Genomic DNA, 25,690 nt, shown 5'->3' on the forward strand with positions numbered 1-25,690 from the left:
TTATACGGGCTAAAACCATTAACTACAGCGTAATTTATTTAATGATTTTATCTCCGTCTAAAATAGTCTTTTAATTAATGAAACTGGTATAACTAATAGTTTAGACGTATTAATCTGCTTGGTATAATTATGAATTAGTGACCAAATTCAATAATACCCCAAACTTCAAGGTTGTTAACAGTAACCACTTGAGCACCACTGGCGTTAGTCGTAACCGGTAAGCTATTACTTGTTCCGTCAGGTAAGTGAATTGTCGCAGACGTTATACCTTGAGGGAAGTAATCCTGAGGGATAGCAACTTCAACATTGTTAAGTGTCGGTGTTACACCACCTGCAAATGGACGGTTAACTAAATGTACAACATATGGTGCATTATCGTTAGTCTCGTGAATACGAGATACCGCAGAGACTGTACTGTTAGCTTCTGTGCCATTAACACTTACTGTTATTGCTAATTCAGGGTAGTTACCACGTTGGCCAATATGAACAGCATTGTATTGATCTAATACTGCTTGTTGTGCGGCGGTTAAGTAGTTTAAATCACCGTCATAGAAGATTTGGTCAAATTTCTCAAAGTCTTCTGCACGAGGAACTACTTGGTAACCTTCATCACCAAAGACTAACATGTCAAAGTTAATGTTTTCTTCTGTAAGCAATTTAACGCTTGACTGAATTTGGTTACCACCATCAATGAATCCAGCTTTCATTGATGAGTACATAGCATGTACAACACCTGCTTTAGCATAAGATGTGTAATCATCTAGTAATGCTTCGTTAGCACGCACAAATTGGTAGATGTCGCGGTAGTTATCAGCACCTGGCGACCAAGTAAATACATCACCACCAACCCATACGTTAGCAGGGATAGAGAATAAGCCACCATAAGCGTAGGCTTGTGCTACCCAACCACGACCGAAGCGCGGAGAATCAGTAACACGAAGTTGTTCAAACTCCCAAGGGTATGGAGCATAAGCTAATGTTTTATCAATCGCTTGCGCACCTTTTAAATGAACAATAATATTGGTTGGTAATACAGATGTACTGGTTTTAGCACCTAAGTTTAACTCACCAGATAAGAATGTGATGTTCTCGTTAAAGAGATAGCCACGTGATTCAAACAATTGTGTACTTGCACCAATGGCAATATTGGGGTGTGTTTCACGAATGTAAGATAATACATCACCAAATTTTTGATTCCAAACGTCACGGTTGAAGTAAAGGAAATCTTCAAGCATTGGAATATTACCCTCAATCTTATCTGCGCCATTTGAGAACGTAGTATGTGTTATACCAGCATCTAATAAGTGCTGTTTGTAATCAAAGGTCGTGATATCGTCAATACCCATCGCACTAAGTTGTACTACACCGTATTTTTTACTTAACCAAGTACGGAAGTTTGCCATTGCATAGGGTGAGAAATCACCACCAAATGTACGCATATCTGTAGAACGAGTTGAGTTAGTTTGCGTATCAAACATTAACTTATCAGGATTAGCTTTTAATAGCTGATCCACTTGAGATTTCATGAATGGTACAAACGCAGGGCTGTGATTACTTAACCAGTTGTTGTTATGACCGTTGTGGCTTAAGTAGCCCATAAATGTCATGCGAACATTACGATCGTCAAGTGTTTGAACATAGTGTTTTTGTGGATCAGTTGTGTATTCTGTAAACCAACCGTAACCCCAGTCAAACTCACCGCGTGCGGTATACTCAAGACCTTCGCTTTGATATTTACCAACAACGTTAACAGCCCAATCCATGATTACTGTATCATCGTAGAATTCACTTTCAGGTGGGTGACCCCAAAACGATCCCGTAGCACCGAAGTCAGCGTAATCACCTGGAGAACCACCATCAGCTTCGTAAAAATCACGGTTTTGTGGGTAGGTATACCAAACATCAGATTTCAATACTTTGTTCGCCGTTGGAATATCCAATGGTTTTTTCAAGAATTGTAACCCGGTTGTAGGACCATTAATTTCAGAAACGTCATGATCATTTGGGTTGTAAACTGGTGGAGTACGATAAGTGTTGTCGCTTACTTTAGCTAAACGAACATTATCTCCACTCCATTGCCAATCTGAGCCGCCAATAGCTTCTACGCGTAAGGTGTAGGTACCTGTTGTTTCGATAACAAATTCACCACCGTAAAGCTCCACTTCTTCTGGACTTTCCCAGCCACCGGTGCTGTCAAAGTAAGCCCAAGAAGCGGTAATACCATTGATGTCAATACGTGCACCGTAGCTACCGTCACTGCCTGTCGCTACATTAATAAATGAGCGGTAAGTACCAGCTTCAAGCTGAATACCTGTGTATACGCCGTAATCCCCATTAGTTACAAAACTAACATTTGTAGCACCTGCATCAGCAACAAAACCGTCATTAGGATCGCTCGCTACACGGCCAACAGTGCCTGTTGAATCAAAGTTTTCTAATTCAATTACAACACCACCTGGTGGTGGAAGAATTGGATCAACAATAACATTACCAGCAGAGCTGAATATATTTTGGCTTAAAGCACTTGGGTGTACAAAGTTTGTACCACCGTTAATATCAACACCAAAACCGATACCACTTACCGCGCCACTGCCGCCGTCTGCATTACCCAGTCTAAGTTCGAAATCATGTGTACCTGGTGTTAGGTTTAAATCTGTCGTTTGCGACGAATTTTGCCAACTGTCATTTGATAAAACTAACACGCCATCGATGTATAAACGAACACTATCATCAATATTTTCATAGAATGAGATATGTCCGTCGGCATCAGTGATTTGACCTCTGAATACTTCAGTAGAGTTAGCTTTAATAGCATCGTCAGTTTCTGCTAAATCAGTGGTGACGTCATAGTTGTCAGGGTTAGCAACGTAACCTTCATTGCCTATAAAGTTTGTAGCGCCGTCAACCCGAGCCCAAAGTAAGCCATTACCGCTATGGTAGTAGGCACCTTCTGGTGCTTCTGTAGCACAACCACTGCTATCAACATTAGTGCCTAGAGGTGTATTAGGACATTGATCAATTGAGTCGATTACACCATCATTATCAGCATCGCTAGGAGGTAGAACAATGTCTTCAACACAGCCAACAGCATCTACTACAGAGCCTGCAGGTGTATTAGGACATTGATCAATTGAGTCGATTACGCCATCATTATCAGCATCGCTAGGAGGTAAAACGATGTCTTCAACACAGCCAACAGCATTTACTATTGAGCCAGTAGGAGTATTTGCACATTGATCAATTGAATCAATAACGCCATCGTTATCAGAATCAACATCTGGTTGCGGATCAGAGTCATCGCTTAGATTAGTAAAAGTTAATGCATCGCCAAACCACAACCAACTGAATGTGTCAGTAGAGCTGCCACCTTGAACACGGATAGTATGTGTTCCAGCACTGAAATAAACATCATTACTTAGTTCAAAGTCTTCGAATACTCCTTGGTTACCCGTTGATACAGGTGTTTCATTAATTTCTATACCGTCAACAAAAAGAATTGCTGTAGCGTGAGACGTTTGACCCGAAGCTAGCATTGAAACGCTATAGTTACCCTCAACTGGGAAGTTCACTTCATACTCAACCCAATCACCGGTTTGGTTGCTATCGACAACAGTATGTCTGTCTTGTGGCAAACCACGCTCACCAATGATCATGCCACCGCCTCTAGCGTCATCACTTCCCGTTGCTGTAAACGCTTCCATTTCAACAGTAAAAGATTCACCAACAACCGGAGTTTCTGGAACTTCTGGCTCTGTACCACCCGTTAATTTAAATGATTCTAAGTTCCACTGCCAGTTTGGACCAATCGCTAATAAACGAATAGTAGAGGTACCTGCAGGTAGGTTTACTTTATGTGTTGCCGTTAGTGGTTGGAAATCATCCCAACTACTTAAAGGAACTGTTACAGAGCCTTGGCTTTCGAAAGTACCGTTACTGTTAACTAATACTTCAATACCAGGGTTAGTGGCCACGCTAGTGCCAACTAGGTATTCGATGGTATATTCGCCACCAATAGCATTAACGGTATAGTCCACGTAATCACCCACGTTTACATAGTTAATCGCCTGTTGGCCATTAACAGAGTAAATAGTAACTGGATTTTCTTGATTATCGTTAAAGGTGCCTCCTGAGTTTTCAAAAGACTCTGCTTGGATTGTGAGAGTTTCGGCTGCTTGTGTAGCAGAGGCCGCCAAAGAAATGGCAATCCCCATGCTAAGCACCGTACGTTTTGCTTTATACATTTTAAGTTCCTATTTTATTTTTATTTTAAATTTATAACACTTGTTATTTACTAAAGTTTCATCCTGAATTAGCGAGTAATATCGCTCAGCTATATCGCTCAACAATGAAGCTGATTGATTTAATTAGGTGTCGTCCTTTATCTTATTTTATTTATTTATGGTTGATTATTTATACAATAATCGGTTTGAAAATTAGCATAGTTTTGTATGTTGTTCAAAGTAAAGTGTTAACAATTAATTGTAGTTTGTTTTTTAATTTACCTTTAAAGTCTATAAAAAACAATATAATCAATATCTTGTGCGTTTACTCTACATGTAAAAAAAATGTAAATATTTTTTGAGAAGGGGGGAACGGGGCAGAAAAAAAAGGTCAGGGACTTAAGTCCCTGACCTTTTAATAAATATCGTCAATATCTTTTAGGATTAAACTAAGTTAATCCAGCAATCTACATTTGTATAAACTTACCTTGTTTACGTGTTCTAACAAGTGCTAATAATGCAATACCAAACATCGCCATTATAGGAGGTTCAGGTACAACAGACGTTGATTCAATAATCATAGCAGCATTACTGGTTAATTCATCGCCGTAAGCATTACCAATGAATACTTCCTCAATATCAAAAACAGCAGTGCCGATGTTTATTGCTTCGAACGTTATGTAACCTAAAGAAAAATCTCCTAATGGGATGTCTAATTCTTCCCACCAGCTTGCGTATACATTGAGACTATCAGTGGAGTTTAATCCAGAATATTCATCTATTGGAGCATACGAGAAGGCGTCATAATCAAAAGTAAAGCTTTCAAAGGCTAGGATTGAATTATCAAAAAGCACATCAAAATCAACCTCAGCAATTTCTTGATTAGTATTCGACACCGTTAAATAAACATCGACGGTATCTCCTTTATAAAAGGTGTCATCAACCGATAAGTTAATAAAGCCAGCATTCGCTTGCAAGGTAAAAAACATTGCAATTATTGTGATTAATTTTTTCATTTTATATTTCTCTTTATATTATTGTGTTGCACAGCGTGAACGCGTACATAAGGCCATAAAGCCACGGTTATCACGACGACTCAAAATACCGTCATCATTAAAGTCGTAGACTAAATCAGTTAATTCAGCGTTGCTTACTTGAGTAGAAAATAATGAAAGGTCATCTGTATCAACATCGCCATCAGTGTCTAAATCACCTAAAAGAACTTCAGGTTCACTTTCTACAATAAGTTGTGTAAAAGTTATACTATCGCCAAACCACATCCAAGCACGTTTCGAACTTGTACTCTGTATTCTAACGGTATGAAGACCTGCGGTAATATAGACTGCTTCGCCTAGTACAAAGCTTTCAAAATTTGCTTGTGATCCTGTAAAAACAGGTGTTTCTTGAATCATGTTGCCATCGACAAAAAGAGTCGCATTAGCTAATGCTTCTTGGCCTGAGGCTAACATTTCGATACGATAAAAGTCAGAGGTTGGAAATTCAATAACATAATCAACCCAATCCGTTGTTTGATTGTTATCAACTACAGTATGTCTATCATTAGGTGTACCACGTTGACCTGTAACCATACCGGCATTATTTGCATAATCACCACCGGTAGCATCAAAGTTTTCCATTTCTAGAGTGAATGAATCTCCGTCAGTTGCATCAATAGAGTCTATTGGATCAGTTGGATCAGTTGGGTCCGTTGGATCAGTTGGGTCCGTTGGATCAGTTGGGCCCGTTGGATCAGTTGGATCAGTTGGATCAGTCGGATCCGTTGGGTCAGTTGGCTCTACAGGGGCTTCGCCTAAATTACTTAATTCAATAATACCCCAAACTTCAAGGTTGTTAACAGTAACTACTTTAGCGCCACTGTCGTTAAAGGTAATAGGTAAAGTTTTAGTTGTACCGTCAGGTAAATGTACTTTCGCAGACGTTATAGCTTGAGGGAAGTAACCCTGAGGAATAGCAACTTCAACATTGTTTAGTGTTGGTGTTACACCATCAGCAAACGGGCGGTTAACTAAATGCACAACATATGGTGCATCATCGTTAGTCTCGTGAATACGAGATACCGCAGAGACTGTGCTGTTAGCTTCAGTGCCATTAACACTAACTGTTATTGCTAATTCAGGGTAGTTAGCACGTTGGCCAATATGAACAGCATTGTATTGATCTAATACTGCTTGTTGTGCGGCGGTTAAGTAGTTTAAATCACCGTCATAGAAGATTTGGTCAAATTTCTCAAAGTCTTCTGCACGAGGAACTACTTGGTAACCTTCATCACCAAAGACTAACATATCAAAATTGATGTTTTCCTGGGTAAGTAATTTCACACTTTGTTGCACTTGGTTACCACCATCGATGAAACCTGCTTTCATTGATGAATACATTGCATGCACTAAACCTGCTTTAGCATAAGATGTGTAACCCTCAAGTAATGTTTCGTTAGCACGCACAAACTGGTATATGTCACGGTAGTTATCAGCACCTGGCGACCAAGTAAATACATCACCACCAACCCATACGTTAGCAGGAATAGAGAATAAGCCACCGTATGCGTATGCTTGTGCTACCCAACCACGGCCGAAGCGCGGAGAGTCAGTAACTCTAAGCTCTTCAAACTCCCAAGGGTAAGGGAAGTAAGCCAATGTTTTATCAACCGCTTGCGCACCTTTTAAATGAACAAGTATGTTAGTTGGTAATTCTTCCGTTGTTGTTCTTGCGCCTAAGTTTAATTCACCAGATAAGAAAGTTATATTCTCATTGAAGACATAGCCGCGAGATTCAAATAAATGAGTACTTGCACCAATGGCAATATTAGGGTGTGTTTCACGAATATAAGATAATACTTCACCAAATTTCTGGTTCCAAACGTCACGGTTAAAATAAATAAAGTCTTCAACCATTGGTATGTCGCCAGTAATTTTATCAGCACCGTTTGAGAACGAGGTATGGGTTACACCGGCAGCTAATAAATGCTCTTTGTAATCAAAGGTCGTGATATCGTCAATACCCATTGCGGTAAGTTGCACTACACCGTATTTTTTACTTAACCAAGTACGGAAGTTCGCCATTGCATAAGGTGAGAAGTCACCACCAAATGTACGCATATCGGTTGCACGAGTTGAATTAGTTTGGGTATCAAACATTAACTTATCAGGATTAGCTTTTAATATCTGATCAACTTGAGATTTCATGAATGGTACAAACGCAGGGCTGTGATTACTTAACCAATTGTTGTTATGACCGTTGTGGCTTAAGTAGCCCATAAATGTCATGCGAACATTACGATCGTCAAGTGTTTGAACATAGTGTTTTTGTGGATCAGTTGTGTATTCTGTAAACCAACCGTAACCCCAGTCAAACTCACCGCGAGCGGTATACTCAAGACCTTCGCTTTGATATTTACCAACAACGTTAACAGCCCAATCCATGATCACTGTGTCATCGTAGAATTCACTTTCAGGTGGGTGACCCCAAAACGATCCCGTAGCACCGAAGTTAGCGTAATCACCTGGAGCACCACCATTAGCTTCGTAAAAGTCACGGTTTTGTGGGTAGGTATACCAAACATCAGATTTCAATACTTTGTTCGCCGTTGGAATATCCAATGGTTTTTTCAAGAATTGTAACCCAGTTGCAGGACCATTAATTTCAGAAACGTCATGATCATTTGGGTTGTAAACTGGTGGAGTGCGATAAGTGTTGTCGCTTACTTTAGAAAAGCGAACACGATCACCACTCCATTGCCAATCTGAGCCGCCAATAGCTTCTACACGTATGGTGTAAGTGCCTGTTGTTTCGATAACAAACTCACCACCGTAAAGCTCAACCTCTTCTAAAGTATCCCAACCACCAGTGTGATCAAAGTAACCCCAAGAAGCTGTAGTACCATTGATGTCAATACGTGCACCGTAGCTACCGTTACTGCCTGTTGATACATTGATGAAGGAACGGTAAGTCCCTGCTTCAAATTGGATGTTGTTGTAATCTCCGTAATCCCCATTCGTTACAAAACCAACATTAGTAGCACCGGTATTAGCAACGAAACCATCATTCGGATCTCCCCCTACACGACCAACAGTACCTGTTGAATCAAAGTTTTCTAGTTCAATTACAACACCACCTGGTGGCGGAAGAGTAGGGTCAACAATAACATTACCAGCAGAGCTGAATATATTTTGGCTTAAAGTACTTGGGTGTACAAAGTTTGTACCACCGTTAATATCAACACCAAAACCGATACCACTTACCGCACCACTGCCACCGTCTGCATTACCCAGTCTAAGTTCGAAATCATGTGTACCTGGTGTTAGGTTTAAATCTGTCGTTTGCGACGAATTTTGCCAACTGTCGTTTGATAAAACTAACACGCCATCTATGTATAAACGAACACTATCATCAATATTTTCATAGAATGAGATATGTCCGTCGGCATCAGTGATTTGCCCTCTGAATACTTCAGTAGAATGAGCGTTAATAGCATCGTCAGTTTCTGCTAAATCAGTAGTAACGTCATAGTTGTCAGGGTTAGCAACGTAACCTTCATTGCCTATAAAGTTTGTAGCGCCGTCAACTCGAGCCCAAAGTAAGCCATTACCGCTATGGTAGTATGCACCTTCTGAATTTTCAAAAGACTCGGCTTCGGTTGTGAGAGTTTCGGCTGCTTGTGTTGCAGAGGCTGCCAAATAAATGGTAATCCCCATGCTAAGCATCGTACGTTTTGTTTTATACATTTTAAAATTCCTATTTTATTCTTATTTTTATTTTTCTTTTTTTTCTTTTAAGTTTATAGCACTTGTTATTTATTAAAGTTTCATCCTGAATTAGCGAGTTATATCGCTCAAAAATGAAGCTGATTGATTTAATTATTTAGGTTTAGGTATTGTCCTAAATTCATTTGTGGTTGATTATTTATACAATAATCGCTATAAAAAATAGCACTGTGATGTTTATTGTTCAACGTTTATTGTTAACAATTTTTTAATTTATATTTGTGTATGGTGGGTTAATAATAAAAAAACTAAATTAATCAATGTTTTGTATGGAAATTTACTTGTAAATAAAATATAAAAAAAGATCAGAAACTTAAACCTTTGTTCTCTCGTTTCGTCTCTTACTCATGACTAGACTTGTCGTGATGAGGTAATGGAGCCAGCTGAAGGCTATAAATCTTTGTCGATCAATACAGCGCTATCGCCTACTGCAGAAAGCTTGTCATCCTAGTTATAATAAGTACTATTCAATAGCTACAAATATACCTACAAAAATTAGCGGGGCAACATGGCATGTGCTGGTCTGGATGGTAACGGGTATATATGAATAAAATGATGTTTATACCAATATCAAAAACTAAGTGATCATTTATACGGGCTAAAATAGAACACTTAATTAATGAAACTGGGATTAGACCCTAATGGATATCTGATTTTTCAGAAATAAAAAACCACTATTAAATTAACCTTAATAGTGGTTTTTATCGATAATAAATACAATGCATTAACTTAACTTAACTTAACTTAACTTAACTTAACTTAACTAATTCATTATTTACTATTGCTTAAATTGGGGCTCATCAAAATAACCGTGTTCATAAGGGGTTAGCTAACCACACCATTTAATGCACCCGTACCAAATTGCGGCACGGAGCCTGTTAAACCTAAAATTTCGGTAGCAGTATCAAATACATTCATATGACTACCACATTCAACTAGGCTACCACCATTTAAAGCACTACCGCCGCCTGCCATCATTACAGGAGCAAGTTTAGATGTATGGGCATTACCATCGCCCATATCGGTAGATTGAATAACTAGCGTGCTATCAAGTAGGCTATTACCTAATTCATCTTTTGCCATCGCTAACTGTTCAATTAAATACGCTAAACGTTCAGATAAATAAGTACGGGTTTCTGGGTAGTCACCTTGCCCACCATGAATACTTTGATGATAATCACCGGTAAAACTTAACTCAGGGACGGCATGCTCAGACTGATGGTTACCAAACATAATAGAAACCACATTGGTCATATTGCAACTTAATGCCATAACAGCAGTATCTACTTGCAGGTTTGCTTCCAAAGTAAAACGTGTTTTGTCGGCATTATCATAAATAAAGCCGTTAGGGTTCCAGTTTGGATTTTTACATTCTTCGGATACATTGGCTAATGCTTGTTGGTCAATACGACTTTTAATTTTATCAACTGAGGCCAAATGTTCTTCTAAACGTTCTTTCTCCGCTTGCCCTAATATTGTTTGTAAAGTGTCTATTTCCGCTTTATGAATATCCATAATACTTTGTGCGCGCTGTGAACCTAACGTTCCACCTAAACTAACACCTGAGTTAAATACACGATCAAAAGCGGCAGTTGGGTTATCCTCATAATTAATCTCGCTACCATCTTTTTTGGTCGCACTACCATGTCCATAGCTTTGTACTCCAAGTAATAATGATGGGTATTGAGAGTTAATACCTAAAGTACGCTCCATCTCCACATCAAAAGTATTACTCATGCCACCGCCCCCAAAAGCTTTACTGGTATTACCATGGCCACCATTCTCTGACCCATTTTTGTCAGTGATAGTTGCATTATTAAAAAAGATACAGTGCTGTTTAACTGACTCTAAAGGTTGTGTTGTTTGTGGTAATATTAAATCCGTAGAGGGTAGCCATAAGTTAGTCCCCAAAACCGGTGCACCGCCAGGAATATAAACACATATTACGCGTTTAATGCCCGGTACGCTTTGCGCTTGTGCTGCGCGAGCCATCATTATACCCGTTGCAAAGGTTGAACCTTGTAAAAAGCTTGCCGAAACAGCTGTGCCAGCGAGGCTTCTTAGAAACGAGCGGCGATCCATGCCTGTCGTATTGTTATTGTTAAAGTTTTTCATTGAATTAATCCTCGCTTATCTTTGTTTTCTGTAACGAACAATATCAAGCACACCAAGTGCTAAGAATGCAGACTTAGCATTATTATTTGCTTCAGCCATCGTCTTGTTCATTGAATCTAGCGCGCAGTTATAACCGGCTTTTTCATCAGCGGCTAGTTCTGGTGCATCTTCGGCAAGATGATCAAAATATTCATGCCCTATACCCATTACAAATCTAAAGCCTTTCTCTGTAAAGCAGGTATTAATCGTAGGTAATGTTTGTAGATTATCTGAAAAATCTCTTGCGCCATAAAATGGTAGTACATTGCCGTCACTCAATGTTTTGGTACCAATTAATTGGCCTTCGGCATCAATGGCTAAACCATTAGTGCCTACAACTCGTGGCTTACCTACGGGATCAAAATCTTCCATACCAAAGGCGTGTGGGTTAATAATTTCTTCATGGCAGGCACTGCATGGTTCATCTTTAGTGATAAACGCATAATGTTGTCGGTTAGTAATTAACCCCCCTTGATCAATAGTGTATTGTGCTAATGCTATTTCTGCATCTTCACGCGCCGCTTCAATATCGGTTGGCATTGGCGGAACCGCTTGACAAAGCATACGTTCTCGTACTGCCACCGCACGTTTAATCGGTGAAGTTTCATCAGCATGAGCAAAGCCAGCCATGAAAGCACCACTGGTTAGAATACCGCCACGTCCGCTTAACTCACTCACTTTCTCAAAAGTAGTACCACTTGGCCCTGTTACACCATAAAAGCCAGCTAATTCGTTGTTCATAAAGCTAAAGTTATTGAAGAGATTAGTAACAGGTTGATTGTCGTCAAACATTACATGTTTAAATATTTCACGGTTTTCTTTCGCCATCGCTTTACGAATATCGGTAGTGAAGGTTGGATATAACTCAGCACTTTTAGCGGCTGATAATACCTTGTCAGTATTTAACCATTGCGCTGAAAACTCACCGAAATGTATACGAGCTTTTTCAGTTGCTAATAAACGTGTTATTTGCGCTTGTAATTGCTGTGGTGTATCGAGCTCTTTATTGCTTGCCGCAAGCATTAACTCAGCATCAGGTGTTGAACCGCTATAAGTATATGATAAGAACGTAGCCATCTCATAAGGTGATAATATGTAAGCATCATCATCTAATGCAGCGTCAGGGCGATCTTCAACGACTAATACAGAGTCTGAGATACTAATACTTTGAACACTTAATACGCGCCCTTCATTATGTGCTGCGGTATTAGCATTGGTTACCTGCATGTATTTATTGTTACCGTTTACACCTTCAACAATAAAGCTATAAGTGTTGGTATCAGCTGAAATCAGTTGAATTGTATCAATGGTTTTGTTATCAACTTTTAGTTCAATATTTGGTAAACCACCCGCATCAACACCTTTGGCAACAATGGTAACAATATTATGGTCAGTAAAGGTATAGTTAGGTAATGTCATTCCTATGTTGTTATATAAAGGAACCACTCTAAAGCCATCATCACCTGCATTAATATCGTCGCCAGATAGTGTTAAACCTACATTGCCAGAAGCGTATACGGGGTCGCCATTATCTATGCGATCAATAATGTCTGATACTTTTTCACCCATTTCAGAGCGGTATAAGAAGTGAGGTGAACCTAAGGCCGCACTGATGGCTAATTTTAATGCTTCGCTGTTTTTACCCTCACTCAGTGAGCCTGTAAATAAACTACGATAGCGTGTAACTTCAGCATCCGTTAATGGACGACGGTAAGCTCTTACAGCAAAGTCATTTACAAATAATTCAGCACAAGCAGAGGTTGATAAGCCTGTACAGTCAGCAACGCCTGCAAAGTTATTAATTTCAGCATACTCAGCTGCCGCATTAGCGGTAGACACATACGCATCCATATAGTTTTGTGTAACCGGCGTTAGTACTTGGTTAGCAAAGCTTTCTACTAACGTATCGGCAGGTATTCCGTAATTTGAAGGATCAATGTCAAAGCCAACTAAGTCATGTAAACTATTTTTATATTCCAGCGCTGTCAATAATCGCATTTGACGACGACCGTAATTAATACCTGCGTCGTCTATATCACAGCTTTGTACTATGATGTCAGGCTCATTATTCCAACTCCCAATATAGCTAGCTATATCGGCGGCACATTGCTCATCACATTTACCAACACCGCCTTGTGGCATATATAAATTAATGTATTGTGCCAACGAGTAACTTAGACCCCCAGCATCTGCGGGTGTGTAGGTTTTTTTATCTGAATCAATACTTGCGAAAGGACCTGATACACCATCAATACCATGACAAGAAGTACAACCTAATGTAGTAGAAGCATATAATACTTCACCATTATTAGTATCACCAACAATGTCGCCAGGGTCTACAGGGTCAACTGGATTTGGGTCTACAGGGTCAACTGGATTTGGATCTATAGGGTCAATTGGATCTGGGTCTATAGGGTCTATAGGGTCAATTGGATCTGGGTTACCAAGTTCGATCGTATCAGGCCAGTTTGCTGCATTATCTGCAACGAGTGTACCAGAGGCTGTTAAGTCAGCATTAGACCAGTCAGATATACCAGCATTAGGCACTAATACAGACGAACCTTCTTCTTTGTCATTAAGTGCCCAGTTAAGGTGGCTGATTTTATTTGTTTGTACGAAGTCCATCCACAATTGAGTTTCTGCAGCGTCTACACCACCATCACCTGAGGCATCAACACTACCCCATTCAGTAACAAATAACGGTAAGCCGTTATTTATAGCTGTTGTTGCTTTAGCACGTAGTTCCGCTTTATGGGTACCTGCGTAAAAATGTAAGGTATAAGCGATGTTATCAAATGTTGTAATTGGATCTAATGAAGCATCATCAACATCTTGTGACCAATTCGGTGTACCAACAATAATTAAGTTGTCTGGATCAATTGCACGAATGGCAGCAATAACATCAAGCGCATAAGGTTTTATCACATTTGACCAACTAACCGCTAATGGTTCGTTATATATTTCATAAATAACGTTTGGCTCATTACCGTATTTGGTTGCCATTGCGGTGAAGAACTCAATTGCTTCAGCTTTGTAGTCTTCGGCATGATGTGTATGCCAATCAATTAATACATACATGTCATTGTCGATAGCAGCATCAACAACAGTTTCAACACGTTGCTGATTAGCTACTTTATTAGCATCACTCTCAAGGTAGCCACCACTTTCATCAACACCCATGGCTGCTCTAATAATATTACCGTTTAAATCATTTTTAACTGCCGCAACGGACTCAGTGGTATAGAATTTTTCACCACCCCAACCAGTATTGCTCCAAAATAAACTGTAACCGGCTAATGATTTTTCTTCGCCGCCAAAAACAACTTTATTACCCGATACTGTAACCGCGGGTACTGAATCAGTTGGATCAACAACGACATTATTCCAAGTTCTAATATAGCTAGCTATATCTGCAGCACATTGTGCGTCACATGTATTAGGTGTTGAAGGAGGCATGTATAGGTTGATGTATTGTGCTAACGAATAATCTACGCCTGAAGCACTTCTATGACTAAGCACTGCTTTATCAGCATCTATGATTGGCGATGTACCTAAAGGTGTTTGTCCATCGGCACCATGACAGGTTGCACAACCTAAGTTAGAAGCGTAAAGCGTTGCACCCGTTATGCTGTTACCTGTTAACACATCAGGGTCAAGGGGGGTAGTTGGTTCAGTAGCCGTAATGTTAATCACAGCAGCTGTATGCATACCGTTCACTGAATCTGCAACGGTAAGGGTAGCAGTGTAGTTATTAGCAGTATCGAATGTTTTGCTTGGGCTTTCTTGTGTTGATGAGGTGCCATCACTGAAAGTCCATAAGTAAGTTAATGCAGTGTCTTCAGTGTCAGAAGAGGTAGAACCATCAAAAATAACCGTTAATGGCGCCTCACCTGAAGTAATATTTGCTGTTGCACGTGCCACAGGTATGGTATTGCCAAAATCGATAGTTTGAGAAGTACTATTAGCGATAACTTGTGCATCTGTTGCAACCAACTTTATGGTGTTAGTACCAGATAAACCAGACGCATCAAATATGGTGCCTGTGCCTTTTGATATATCGTTAACAAACCACTGATGCGTTAAATTGGCAAAGCCCGAATCATCTGTAGATGTTGCTGTTAAGGTATCTCCTGATTGACTGAAGCTTGCTACCGGTGCTGCGTTTATAGTGGTGAAATCGATATCTTGAATTTTGCTATTAGATAAATTCTGAGCATCAGTGGAGATAAGTTTAATCGTTACTGTATTAAGTAAACTTGAAGTATTAAAAGTTACCTCTTCACCGCTTAGTACATTGTCTACAAACCATTGATGCGTTAGGTTTGCAAAACCATTATCATCCGTTGAAGTGGCTGTTAATATATCACCTGAGCGGCTGAAACTTGTTAGCGGAGCTTGGTTTTCAATTATATCAGTTTCTTCAAGAGGGTCACCATCTGAATTATCATCTTCGCCAGCGTTACTTTCTTCATCAGGGGTTTGATTAACAGGATTCCACGAACGGATATAAGCGGCAACATGTTGAGCACATTCATCAGTACAAGACGTTCGGTCTCCTGTTGGCATCCATTTATCAAGGTAATCACTTAACGATAAAGCAGTATCTGGCTCTGAACTATGGCTATATGTTTGTTTATTACTGTTGATTGGGAAAGCTGGGCTTGAACCCTCATCATCATGGCAAGTAGAACATTGCAGTTCAGCACCTTTATAAAGTTCTTCGCCTGTTTGAATATCACCAGTTTCTTGGGGGGGGTTAAGCGTATCTGAATCATCTGAATCATTTGAATCATCTGTATTATCTGGTTCAGAAGGTTTTATTGAACTCGTAGGTGGTTCATGAGTTTCTAAACTTTCGCCACAACCGCTTAGAAATAGCATGCTTACTAATAAAATTAGCCAGACGGGTGAAGATTTTATGTGCATTTTACTCGATCCTTACTTAAACAGCGGAGTTAAAAAGTTAACTCATAAATACATCAATTAAAGTACCCCTCATACGAGGAAGTATGAGGGGGAAAATTAAAATTACAGACAATAAAAAACAGAAAATATGATAGTTAATTATAGTATTCGGTTAACTTTGGGAGGGTTAACTTATTTTAATCTCTTGTTTATGTGCTAGTAACAACATTAAAACTTTATACTTTGTTGTGTTGTTTTTTTTGTTAATGAGATGTTATTTTATCACTATGTGTTAGCCCTTACAATTTTTAGTTTATAGTTTTTTGTTAAATTCTTATTAACATTTGTTACTTTTTTGCCAAAATTATTTATTTAATACTTTGTGCGTTTACAATGAGAGATAAAAACTTTATGATGCAGGGCTAAAATAGAGGTTGAGCTTAACTTGTTTATTCTACAGTTGATTTTTTAATCTTGATAAGTTTACTTATTTATAGAAAAAGAATAATGAAAAGCATTATTTTTAATAATATTTTCTAATAATAGTTTTGAGGTTATATATGATTGTAAAAAAAATGTTATGTTTTTTTCTTGGGTTTGTTTTTTGTTTGTTAAGTGCAGTTAGCCATGCTGAGCAGATTAAAAATATGATATTAACAGGTTTAAATGATACTAAAAGCACGACTTTTAAAGCGCTTGAAGGTGACTATATTTATGTCGATTTTTGGGCTTCATGGTGTGGACCTTGTAAAAAATCATTTCCTTTTATGGTGGAATTACAGAACACCTTTAAAAATAAAAACTTTAAAATTGTTGCCATTTCTGTTGATGAAGAGAAGTCAGACGCGGTTGAGTTTTTAGATGATAACATGACTAACTTTGAGGTATACCTTGATGTAGATGGTGTAATTGCTACTCAGTTTGAATTACCAGGTATGCCAACATCTTATTTAATTGACCCTAAAGGCAATATTATTTCAACACATGTTGGATTCCATAAAAAATCTGAAGAAGCTATTTTAGCAGAGCTAAACGCTATTTTTAATAAGTAACGTTATCTCTTGATTAGCAATATCTTCTAGGAGAGATAGTCATGAAAAAATTATTAATATGTATCATCGTATTAAACTTGTCAGCTTGTGCGTCCGTTAAACCATGGCAAAAAGGTAATTTAGCTAAAAAAGAAATGTCTTGGGACCCTGATAGTTTACAACGAAGCATGAATAGTCAGGTACAGGCAAGTAAAGAAGCCTCACGAGGTGGTTATGGCTCTGCTGGCGGAGGTTGTGGTTGTAACTAGTCTTAAAGTAATGAATCTTAACTTAGTAACATTAACCACAGCAGTGATTGTTAATAATCATTGCGCTGTCAAATTAAAACGTTTAAAGCAACGAAAATTTAATCAAATAAAATAAGTAATGAAAGAAACTATTCATCGTAAACGTTAAGGTCTGTTGATCTTTCAGGATTAAAATTTATACGGCGTTATTGCATGTTTGTGTAGCCAGCTATACGTCACATGCTCAGCCTTGTTTACCCTTAATAAAAAGAAGTCCAAACAAGTTGCTGTAAAAGTAATCTTGAAAGATCAACAGATCCTAGTGCATGTACTACATATTACACTTAATTCAAATTAACTATATAAGATAAGCTATTTTTATGTCGACTCACCAATTATTGAAGTCTTTAAGCGCTGCTGCTCTTGCATTACCTGCAATAGCTAGCCAAGCCAGTACTATTGCAGACAATGCTCAGTTTGGTTATCGTTACAACACTTACCAAGAACAAGATTTGGCCGCAGCTGATGTCCACTCTGGCTCATTAGAACGTTATATAGTTGACGTGAATCAGTTTAGTTTGTTAACACCACTTAATGAATATTTACAAGCCAGTATTAGTTTGCAGTTTGAAAGTATGTCTGGTGCTTCACCTTGGTATACGCAGACAGTTGAAGGTGAAATGGGTGATGAAATAAAGCAAGTAATGAGTGGAGCATCTATTGAAGAAGATCGCACAGATATTATTACTCAACTAACTTATTTTGGGGATAGTTATTCTGTTAGTGGCACCGTTGCCAAATCGACAGAGAATGATTATAACTCTCTTAGTGGTGGGGTGGAGCTGTCGTATGATTTTTCAGACAAACTGACAACTTTAGGTGTATCAGCTGATTATTCAACAGATGAAATAACCCCTAGCGATGCACTCGAATATAATCGAACCCCCTATGAAGAAAAACAAAGCTGGTCTGGACATATTTCACTGTCTCGGGTGGTCACTAAAAACTTAATCGTACAATTAGGTTATGGGCTGTTTAATCGATCTGGATATTTATCCGATCCGTACAAAAGAGTTATTGTTGATAGTAAATTAATTGATGACTCTCGACCTGATAGTCGCTTAGCTTCAACTTATACAGGACGTTTAAGATACTTTGTTGAAGGTATTGATACGGCATTGCATTTTGATTATCGACTTTATGAAGATAATTGGGATGTATTATCTCATACCATAGAATTTGCACCTTATATCAACATTGGTGCTGATTGGCAGATAGTTCCTTCGATACGCTATTACAGTCAAAAGGGGGCTTTTTTCTATGAGAATTATTACGAGTATGTTCGTGAGGACGGTTACTACTCAACCGACTCTCGCCTTTCTAGTTATGGAGCGTATACCATAGGTGCAAAAGTGAATAAAAAAATTGGTGACTGGTTTTTAACAGCAAGTTATCAATACTATACCTCAAGCCATGATTTAGGCATTGACGATTACAACGAGACTAGTAATTCGCTTGTTGATTTTGATATAGTTAGCATTGGTTTCGACTATATATTTTAAAGATATGCAATTTTACCAGAATAAATTTAGTGCTATGGGCTCGCCCTGCGCACTTAATTTTTATTGCTCAAGCCCCGTAAAAGCCCAACAGATTTTTTCTCTCGTTATTAAAGAAGTGAAGCGTCTTGAAGATAAGTATTCTCGTTACTTAGCGAATAGTTTATTAAGTAAAATTAATACTTCTGCAGGCATTCAAAAAGTAAAAATAGATCATGAAACCTTCGCCTTATTAGCTTATGCCGAACAAGCCTACCAAATTAGTGATGGTCTTTTTGATATTACTACAGGTGTATTAAGGCATATTTGGGACTTTAAAAAACAACAGATCCCAAGTCAAATACAAATAGAAAACAGTTTACAACTAGTTGATTGGCAATTAGTAGAATGGCAACAAGACTATATTTATTTGCCGGTAAAAGGTATGGAAATTGATTTTGGTGGCATTGTAAAAGAATATGCGGCTGATGCTGTTGCTGCTTTACTCAAATCTAAAGATATTAAGCATGGTTTGATTGACCTTGGTGGCGACATACATGTTTTAGGACCTGACATACATAATAAACCTTGGCCTATTGCTATTCGTAGCCCACAAACTCCCGCTAAACTCAGAAAAAATCAGAAAAATCAAACCACTCATATTTTCGAACAAAAACAACCTGAAGCTCCCCAAAAAGCACTTGCGAATATAGCTATGACTCATGGTGGTTTAGCGAGCAGTGGTGATTACGAGCGCAACTTTATTGTTAAAGGTAAAAAATATAGCCATCTTTTACATCCGAAAACAGGTTGGCCTGTGCATGGATTATCTGCGGTGAGTGTGTGGTGCGAACAATGTGTAATGGCGGGAACAATCGCGACTATTAGCATGCTTAAACAAGAAGAAGGGATCGCTTGGCTAAACGAGTTAGAAATCCCTTATGTAGCGATGGATCATGTAGGTGGAACTTACCAACATAGCTCTTGATAAGTTATATTATGCCAACCCCATAATCTAAGTGATCATTTATATGGGCTAAAAGCACTAACTACAGTGTTATTTATTTAATAATTAACGCTGCATGGATGTAGCTTATTAGACAATGCAGGAGTAATTGTCCTGAACAACTAGTTATGTAAATAAATGCCTTGTATTTAATGATTTATCTCCGTCTAAAATAGATCACCTAATTAATGAAATAGGTATTATTTACAGCTAACGTTATGATAATAAAGATGTAATAGGTTTAATCTGTTGTTAGTTTATTGAAATGTTTATTGGTGATAATAAGCGATTTAACTTCATTGTTGTCATTACTAAAATGAGTATTGATAAAGTTAAATCGCTTTAATAGCCAAAGCTATATGCTTTTCTTAAAAGATTGACTGAATGTGAGCATTAAACTCCGGCGCTTTCATAAAGCCAGTAGTGCGCTGGTCGGTTAATTCATTCCCTTGTAAATCAAAAAATAGAATAGTAGGTAAACCTAAAACGTTAAAATGCTTCACTAGCTCAGCGTTATCTGCTGAATCAAAATCGGTCATATCAACTTGTAACCAAACGGTATTACTTAATGATGCTTGTACTTTGGGGTCTACAAACGTATATTTTTCAAACTCTTTACAAGCAATACACCAATCGGCATATAAATCTAACATTACCGTTTTCCCTTGCTGATTAGCCACAGCTATTTCACTATCAAGCTCAGATAAGGTAACTACCTGTTTAAAATTACTGTTATGAGCATTTTCTACTAGGGTATTAGTATTAGGAAATACTGTTTGGTAAGCGAGGTTGGCACCAAAAAATAACATTAAAAATATGATTAACGAGCGGAAACCGTACCAAAAGCCATTACCTTGGTGTTTCGCGGCAGAGTTTTGGTTGGTTACATAGAAGTAAGTCGCACTGGCTAAGATTAATAATGCCCATAACGCTTGGCTAGCCGCTACAGGAATAAAGCGCTCTACTAAAAAGATTGGCACTGCAAGTAATAACAAGCCGAAGATGTTTTTAATTATATTCATCCACGCACCGGCTTTAGGTAATAATTTACCACCAGAGCTACCTAATACTAATAACGGTAACCCCATACCTAAACTAAGTGCGTATAAAGCTGAAGCACCAAGTAATACGTCGCCTGTTTGTGATATGTATAACAAGGCTCCAGTTAAAGGGGCAGTGGTACAAGGTGAGGCAACAAGTGCAGAAAGCGCGCCCATAATTAATACACCAGTGATAGCGCCACCTTTTTGTTGGTTACTAATGTTATTTAATTTGTTTTGCCAGCTAGAAGGTAAAGCTAAGTTAAATACACCAAACATTGAAAGGGCTAGAAATATAAATAAAAAACTTAACGCAATTAACACAATGGGATCTTGAAATATCGCTTGGAATTTTGCACCTGCCAACGCAACAACAACACCTAATAATGTGTAAGTTACTGCCATACCTTGTACGTAAGAAAAAGAAAGTACAAAGGCTTTTTTCGTTGTTAACTTATCACCTTGACCAACAATGATACCTGTTAAAATAGGGTACATAGGAAAAACACAAGGAGTGAACGATAACAGTAATCCACCCGCAAAAAATGCTAGTAAGGTTAATAATAGATTATCTTGTTTGAGCATATCGGATAACTGATGCTGCTCACTTTTTTGCTCTGTTAATTGTGATTTAGCAACAGGTGCAACACGAGTATCATTAATTTTTTCATTATTTGCAGTTAATGACGATGTACTTGTTGTTGTGCTAGAAGGTGTTGTGATTTCGCTTAATGTAATTATTTGGCTTTTGGGTGCATAACAAAGACCTTTTTCAGCACAACCTTGGTACCTTATTTTTATACTACCATCACTTGAAACTTGCTCAAGCTTTACAGGAAAACTAACCGTACCAGTAAATATTTTTTGTACACCAAAAAACTCATCTTCATGATCAACCCCTTGAGGTAAATCAACAGGAAGAAAATGTATTTCGTTACCTTTAAATTTAAATTGGTGGCGGTACAGATAATATCCGGGGGCTATGTTAAAACTAACGACTAATTGATTGTCTTTTTGATGAAAGTTAAAATCAAACGCTTGGTCAACTTTTAAAAATTCATTATCATTACTCGCTGAATTTTTGCTAGGTAAATCAGTATTAGCTATATCGAATTTTGATTGTTTTTCTTGTGCTATTATTGGCTGAATAGTAAAAAGTGCGCATATTACTAAACAGAGAGAAAATAAGTTTTTCATTAAGTCCGCTTAAATTTTGAGTGATCCAGTTGATTTATTATTATTACCTTGCTGGATATTCAAAGTAATAATCTTTACATGTCAGGTGGGGTAATTAGTTAACCTTATCTACTAATAAGTTTATCGGTTAACCCTAGTTAAGTGATATTACACACCTAATATTAACATTAAGTTAACACTTTTTTGATGTTTGTTTTAAGTTTTTTACTTGAATATGTTTTATGAGCACCTGCAAAATAAGTAAGAGTTTTTTGTGGTGACGGAAAAGTGAAAGTTTGTATAATGCCATCATTATTTTTATAGTGATGAATTGTCAACTATCAATACAACGCCACTTCCTGTTGCAGAAAGTTTATTGTGTTCGTTATATAACGGACAAGCATTCATAGATAAACAGTCACTACCAATATGCTAGAAATAAAAATGCCGCTCACCTTAAGTGAACGGCATTACATCATGTAGAGAGCTATTACTTCTTTAAACGATTAAAGAAAAAGGTTTCCACAGATGCCAGCGTCGCATTCACAATAACTTTCATTACTCGCAGAATTGACGCAGTCGTTTGCTGTTTCACCGTAAATACTTACACATTGAGCTGTGGTATTACATTCATCTACAACAGGTAACACAGGCTCTGTTGGTGTAGTCGGTTCAGCAATGGCGCAAGTATCTTCATCACACAAAAGAGATTCTGCTAGGCTAGTACTTTTAGCCGTGTCTACAGTTACACTTGAGTGGCGTAAAATAATACGGTCAATATTAAAGTTAATTGAACGACCACTAATTACAAAAGTATATTCAGTATTAGCTTTTAAGTTATAAATCGCATTTAAATGCTCATCATGCGTAGGGTTGAGCTTGTCTGCCCAGCCCCAACCGGTAGGCGAACCACCATAAAGCTTGGTATCGTTTTGTAAAACATCAAGCCTTACATTATTGCTACCTGAAGTAAAATCACCTTCCATACGTACATAAGCATCATTATTTTTATCACTTGCTTGTCCATCTAAACGCTTATGGGCGCGTAAATACAGTTGATAATCTCCCGCTTTTGTCACGTAAAAATTATATTTAAGAGGAGATGTTGCTGGACCTCCATTTGAGCCATTACCTGTAAACTCAATATGTCCGCTACCGGTATAGCCTGAAACAGTATTATTAACAGTCCATAAACCAAGGGCAGAGCTGCTATTTTCGGCTTCCATAATGATCAAACCATCTTTTTCTATGTAACTACCTTTATTTGCTGAGTTACCATTATCAGGAACTTCAGGTATAACGGGTTGCGCACTTCCATCGCCTTTACGTACTAAAACAACCCAGTCAGAATTGTTAGTTGATGGTGCTTCGCCTAAAGATCTATGATCGCCACCCATAACGCTAGTAACAGTACCTTGTTGTAAAGCACCACCTGTGCGTGGGTTATACCAAAACACTTGAAATTCACCATCTGCAGTACTCAGGTTTAGCTCTGTAGTGCCACCTTGTTTTAAGTAAACAACGTAAGTATTGTTATGTTGGTAAAATGCATAATCATTACTCGCACTACTGATCGAGTTATCATTGTTCATATTCCAAAACGGAATGTTATTATCGTTGAAGAACTCAAGCGCAAAACGAGCTACATCCCACCATAAGTCACGGCTTCTAAAATCTTGTAAAGAAAGATCTGAATGGTCATATTGATAACCAAAATACCACTCATTACCAGTACCGCCAGCCATTAAAGTACCCCAAAGAGCATTTTTGCGGCCATCTACATGACTTTGTCCTGCGTTGTTATCTGGACGAAGTGCATATTGAGCATCACCTGGTTCGTCAACAGAAACTACCCAAGTTTTACTTGAATTTTCTGCTGTAACAATCCAATCTTTGACTTGGCCATGCACATCAGAGAAGTTTGCTGCGCCCATTTGTAGGGATAATCCATCAAGCTCAGAGTTATTACCTACTAGTGGGGTATAAACTTTATCTTTTTGACCTGGGTAGGTGTGTAATACTACAGGGTGATGGTAAGGGTCATTATCTTTAAAAAACTGCGCCATTGCTTTTACTTGCGCTGTTGTTTGAGTGTTTTCTTCGCCTAAGTTCCAATTTAATGCCAAGTGATGTGAAAAGCGTGCAATTAATTCACGGTAATATAATTTACGCTCTAAACCTAATTCACCACCATCAAGTAAGTTATTATTTTCTGTTTCTTGGGTTTTAAAGTGTAAAAATATTCCATTGTTTTGCATGTGGGTAAATACTACGTCCCACTGAGCTAAACGTGATACATCCATACGTAGACGTTCGTTATAGTTGGTATAAGGAAAAACATTTCTGTCATCGCCGTTGATATTCATGGTTAAAAATGACATCGCATTCAAACCTTCGCTAGCAATATAGTTTACTGCACCAATTAGCCCTTTACCTTTATCTCCCATCCATACTGGGTCACCTGCTTGCCAATCACTTTCATGAGCATGCCATGTTTTAATTAAATCATCTTTATTGCCATCGCTTTTAAAGTCACCATCAAATTCGTCATAAGCGAGTAGGTTTTCAGGAGAGTCAGCACCTTGCTTTAAAAAGTATTCATTAGTTTCTGCAAATCTAAGGTAGCGTTCATTGACATAGTTTAAACGACCTTTTGAACGGAAATCTCGTCCACTTTTATTTGATGAAATAATTTTAAACGAGCCACTTACTCCATCAAATTCACCTTCAGATTCACCTGCATTAGCGTCAGTGTTTATGGCAATATTTGTACCCGTTCTAAAAGAAACTTGATAATCCCAATCACCAATTAAATCTGGAGTAAAATGAACTCGCCATTGGTTACCTGAGTTAGCGTTAGTATTACCTGCATCACCATCGGCAGCATAGTAGCCAGGAATCACATAGCTATGATTACCTTGACTAAAAGTTACTTGTAAGCGGTAATCTGTAAAAGGATTAACTTGGTTGTTTTCACTAGTATCTGGGCCATTAAAAGAGATTGTAAGTGGATGCCATTGACGTAGCTCACCAGTGATAACTTCATCACCGCCAGTAACTGGGGTTTCTGGTACTTCAACCGTATTGTCATCACTATCATCGCTTAGTTTTTCAGTACAGATTTCCAAACTATGCCAACGACCACGAGCTGTAGCGGTTGTATCATCTTCTGGTACTAAACCATTAGTAGCATTGTTAAAATCAATCTGTAGTAAATCGCCAGTAGCTACTGAAACAAAATCCTGATTAAATTGATGTTTTTCAATTGAATATTCAATTGCATCAGTGCCGTAAGTGCGAGTATTAGTTGCTTGGCCAATTACCGTATTATTAATACTTAATTTATAGGTAGGCTCGCCATCAAATTCTTGCATTGCGTTAATTTTAAAAATAGCGTCTGCAGTTACACCTGTATGTGTGTATTGTGCGGCAGCTACTTGATCTCTATTGGCTATTTGTAATACAGAGTAGCCGTTTTTTGTATCTGTTGTAGCGTTGGTATAACCTGTGATCCCTGTAAATTTATCAAAATCTACCGCTTGAATGGTTTGACACTCTAAAGTCAAAGTCTCGTCATCAGTAGCTGAATCA

Annotated in this window: 11 protein-coding genes; 4 read left to right on the forward strand and 7 right to left on the reverse strand. The window is 38.2% G+C overall.

The features are described from left to right. Positions 1–134 precede the first annotated feature (134 nt). The 5 genes from KO502_RS08135 to KO502_RS08155 form a co-directional block, all read right to left on the reverse strand. Entirely contained in the window at positions 135–4,241 is a 4,107-nt protein-coding gene (locus KO502_RS08135) for a carbohydrate-binding protein (protein WP_216022084.1), read from the reverse strand. Between the two features lie 446 nt (positions 4,242–4,687). Beyond that, positions 4,688–5,236, reverse strand: a complete 549-nt coding sequence (locus tag KO502_RS08140; RefSeq protein WP_216022085.1) for a cohesin domain-containing protein — start codon at positions 5,234–5,236, stop codon at positions 4,688–4,690. 18 nt (positions 5,237–5,254) lie between these two features. Beyond that, positions 5,255–8,962, reverse strand: coding sequence for a carbohydrate-binding protein (locus KO502_RS08145; RefSeq protein WP_216022086.1), 3,708 nt, complete (start codon positions 8,960–8,962; stop codon positions 5,255–5,257). An 864-nt stretch (positions 8,963–9,826) separates the two neighbouring features. Further along, the gene (locus KO502_RS08150) at positions 9,827–11,116 is read right to left on the reverse strand and encodes a DUF1552 domain-containing protein (protein WP_216022087.1); all 1,290 of its coding nucleotides are present in this window, start codon (positions 11,114–11,116) and stop codon (positions 9,827–9,829) included. 15 nt (positions 11,117–11,131) lie between these two features. Then, positions 11,132–16,081 (reverse strand): cellulase family glycosylhydrolase, encoded by a 4,950-nt coding sequence (locus tag KO502_RS08155; protein WP_216022088.1) that lies wholly within the window; start codon positions 16,079–16,081, stop codon positions 11,132–11,134. 539 nt (positions 16,082–16,620) lie between these two features. On the opposite strand from KO502_RS08155, the gene KO502_RS08160 reads away from it, so the two are divergent. From KO502_RS08160 to KO502_RS08175, 4 genes are all read left to right on the forward strand, one after another. Then, entirely contained in the window at positions 16,621–17,112 is a 492-nt protein-coding gene (locus KO502_RS08160; protein ID WP_216022089.1) for a TlpA disulfide reductase family protein, read from the forward strand. A gap of 41 nt (positions 17,113–17,153) precedes the next feature. Further along, the gene (locus KO502_RS08165; RefSeq protein ID WP_216022090.1) at positions 17,154–17,360 is read left to right on the forward strand and encodes a DUF4266 domain-containing protein; all 207 of its coding nucleotides are present in this window, start codon (positions 17,154–17,156) and stop codon (positions 17,358–17,360) included. Between the two features lie 359 nt (positions 17,361–17,719). Continuing rightward, entirely contained in the window at positions 17,720–18,901 is a 1,182-nt protein-coding gene (locus KO502_RS08170) for a DUF3570 domain-containing protein (protein ID WP_216022091.1), read from the forward strand. 4 nt (positions 18,902–18,905) lie between these two features. Beyond that, positions 18,906–19,865: an FAD:protein FMN transferase gene (locus KO502_RS08175; protein ID WP_216022092.1), complete on the forward strand. Its 960-nt coding sequence runs from the start codon at positions 18,906–18,908 to the stop codon at positions 19,863–19,865. Between the two features lie 386 nt (positions 19,866–20,251). Here the strand turns inward: KO502_RS08175 and KO502_RS08180 are convergent, their stop codons facing one another. Then, the gene (locus KO502_RS08180) at positions 20,252–22,120 is read right to left on the reverse strand and encodes a protein-disulfide reductase DsbD (protein ID WP_216022093.1); all 1,869 of its coding nucleotides are present in this window, start codon (positions 22,118–22,120) and stop codon (positions 20,252–20,254) included. 485 nt (positions 22,121–22,605) lie between these two features. Continuing rightward, a partial coding sequence (locus KO502_RS08185; protein WP_216022094.1) for a DUF5060 domain-containing protein occupies positions 22,606–25,690 on the reverse strand: 3,085 nt, incomplete at its 5' end.

It is taken from the genome of Colwellia sp. E2M01, from assembly GCF_018860585.1.
GTDB lineage: Bacteria > Pseudomonadota > Gammaproteobacteria > Enterobacterales > Alteromonadaceae > Colwellia.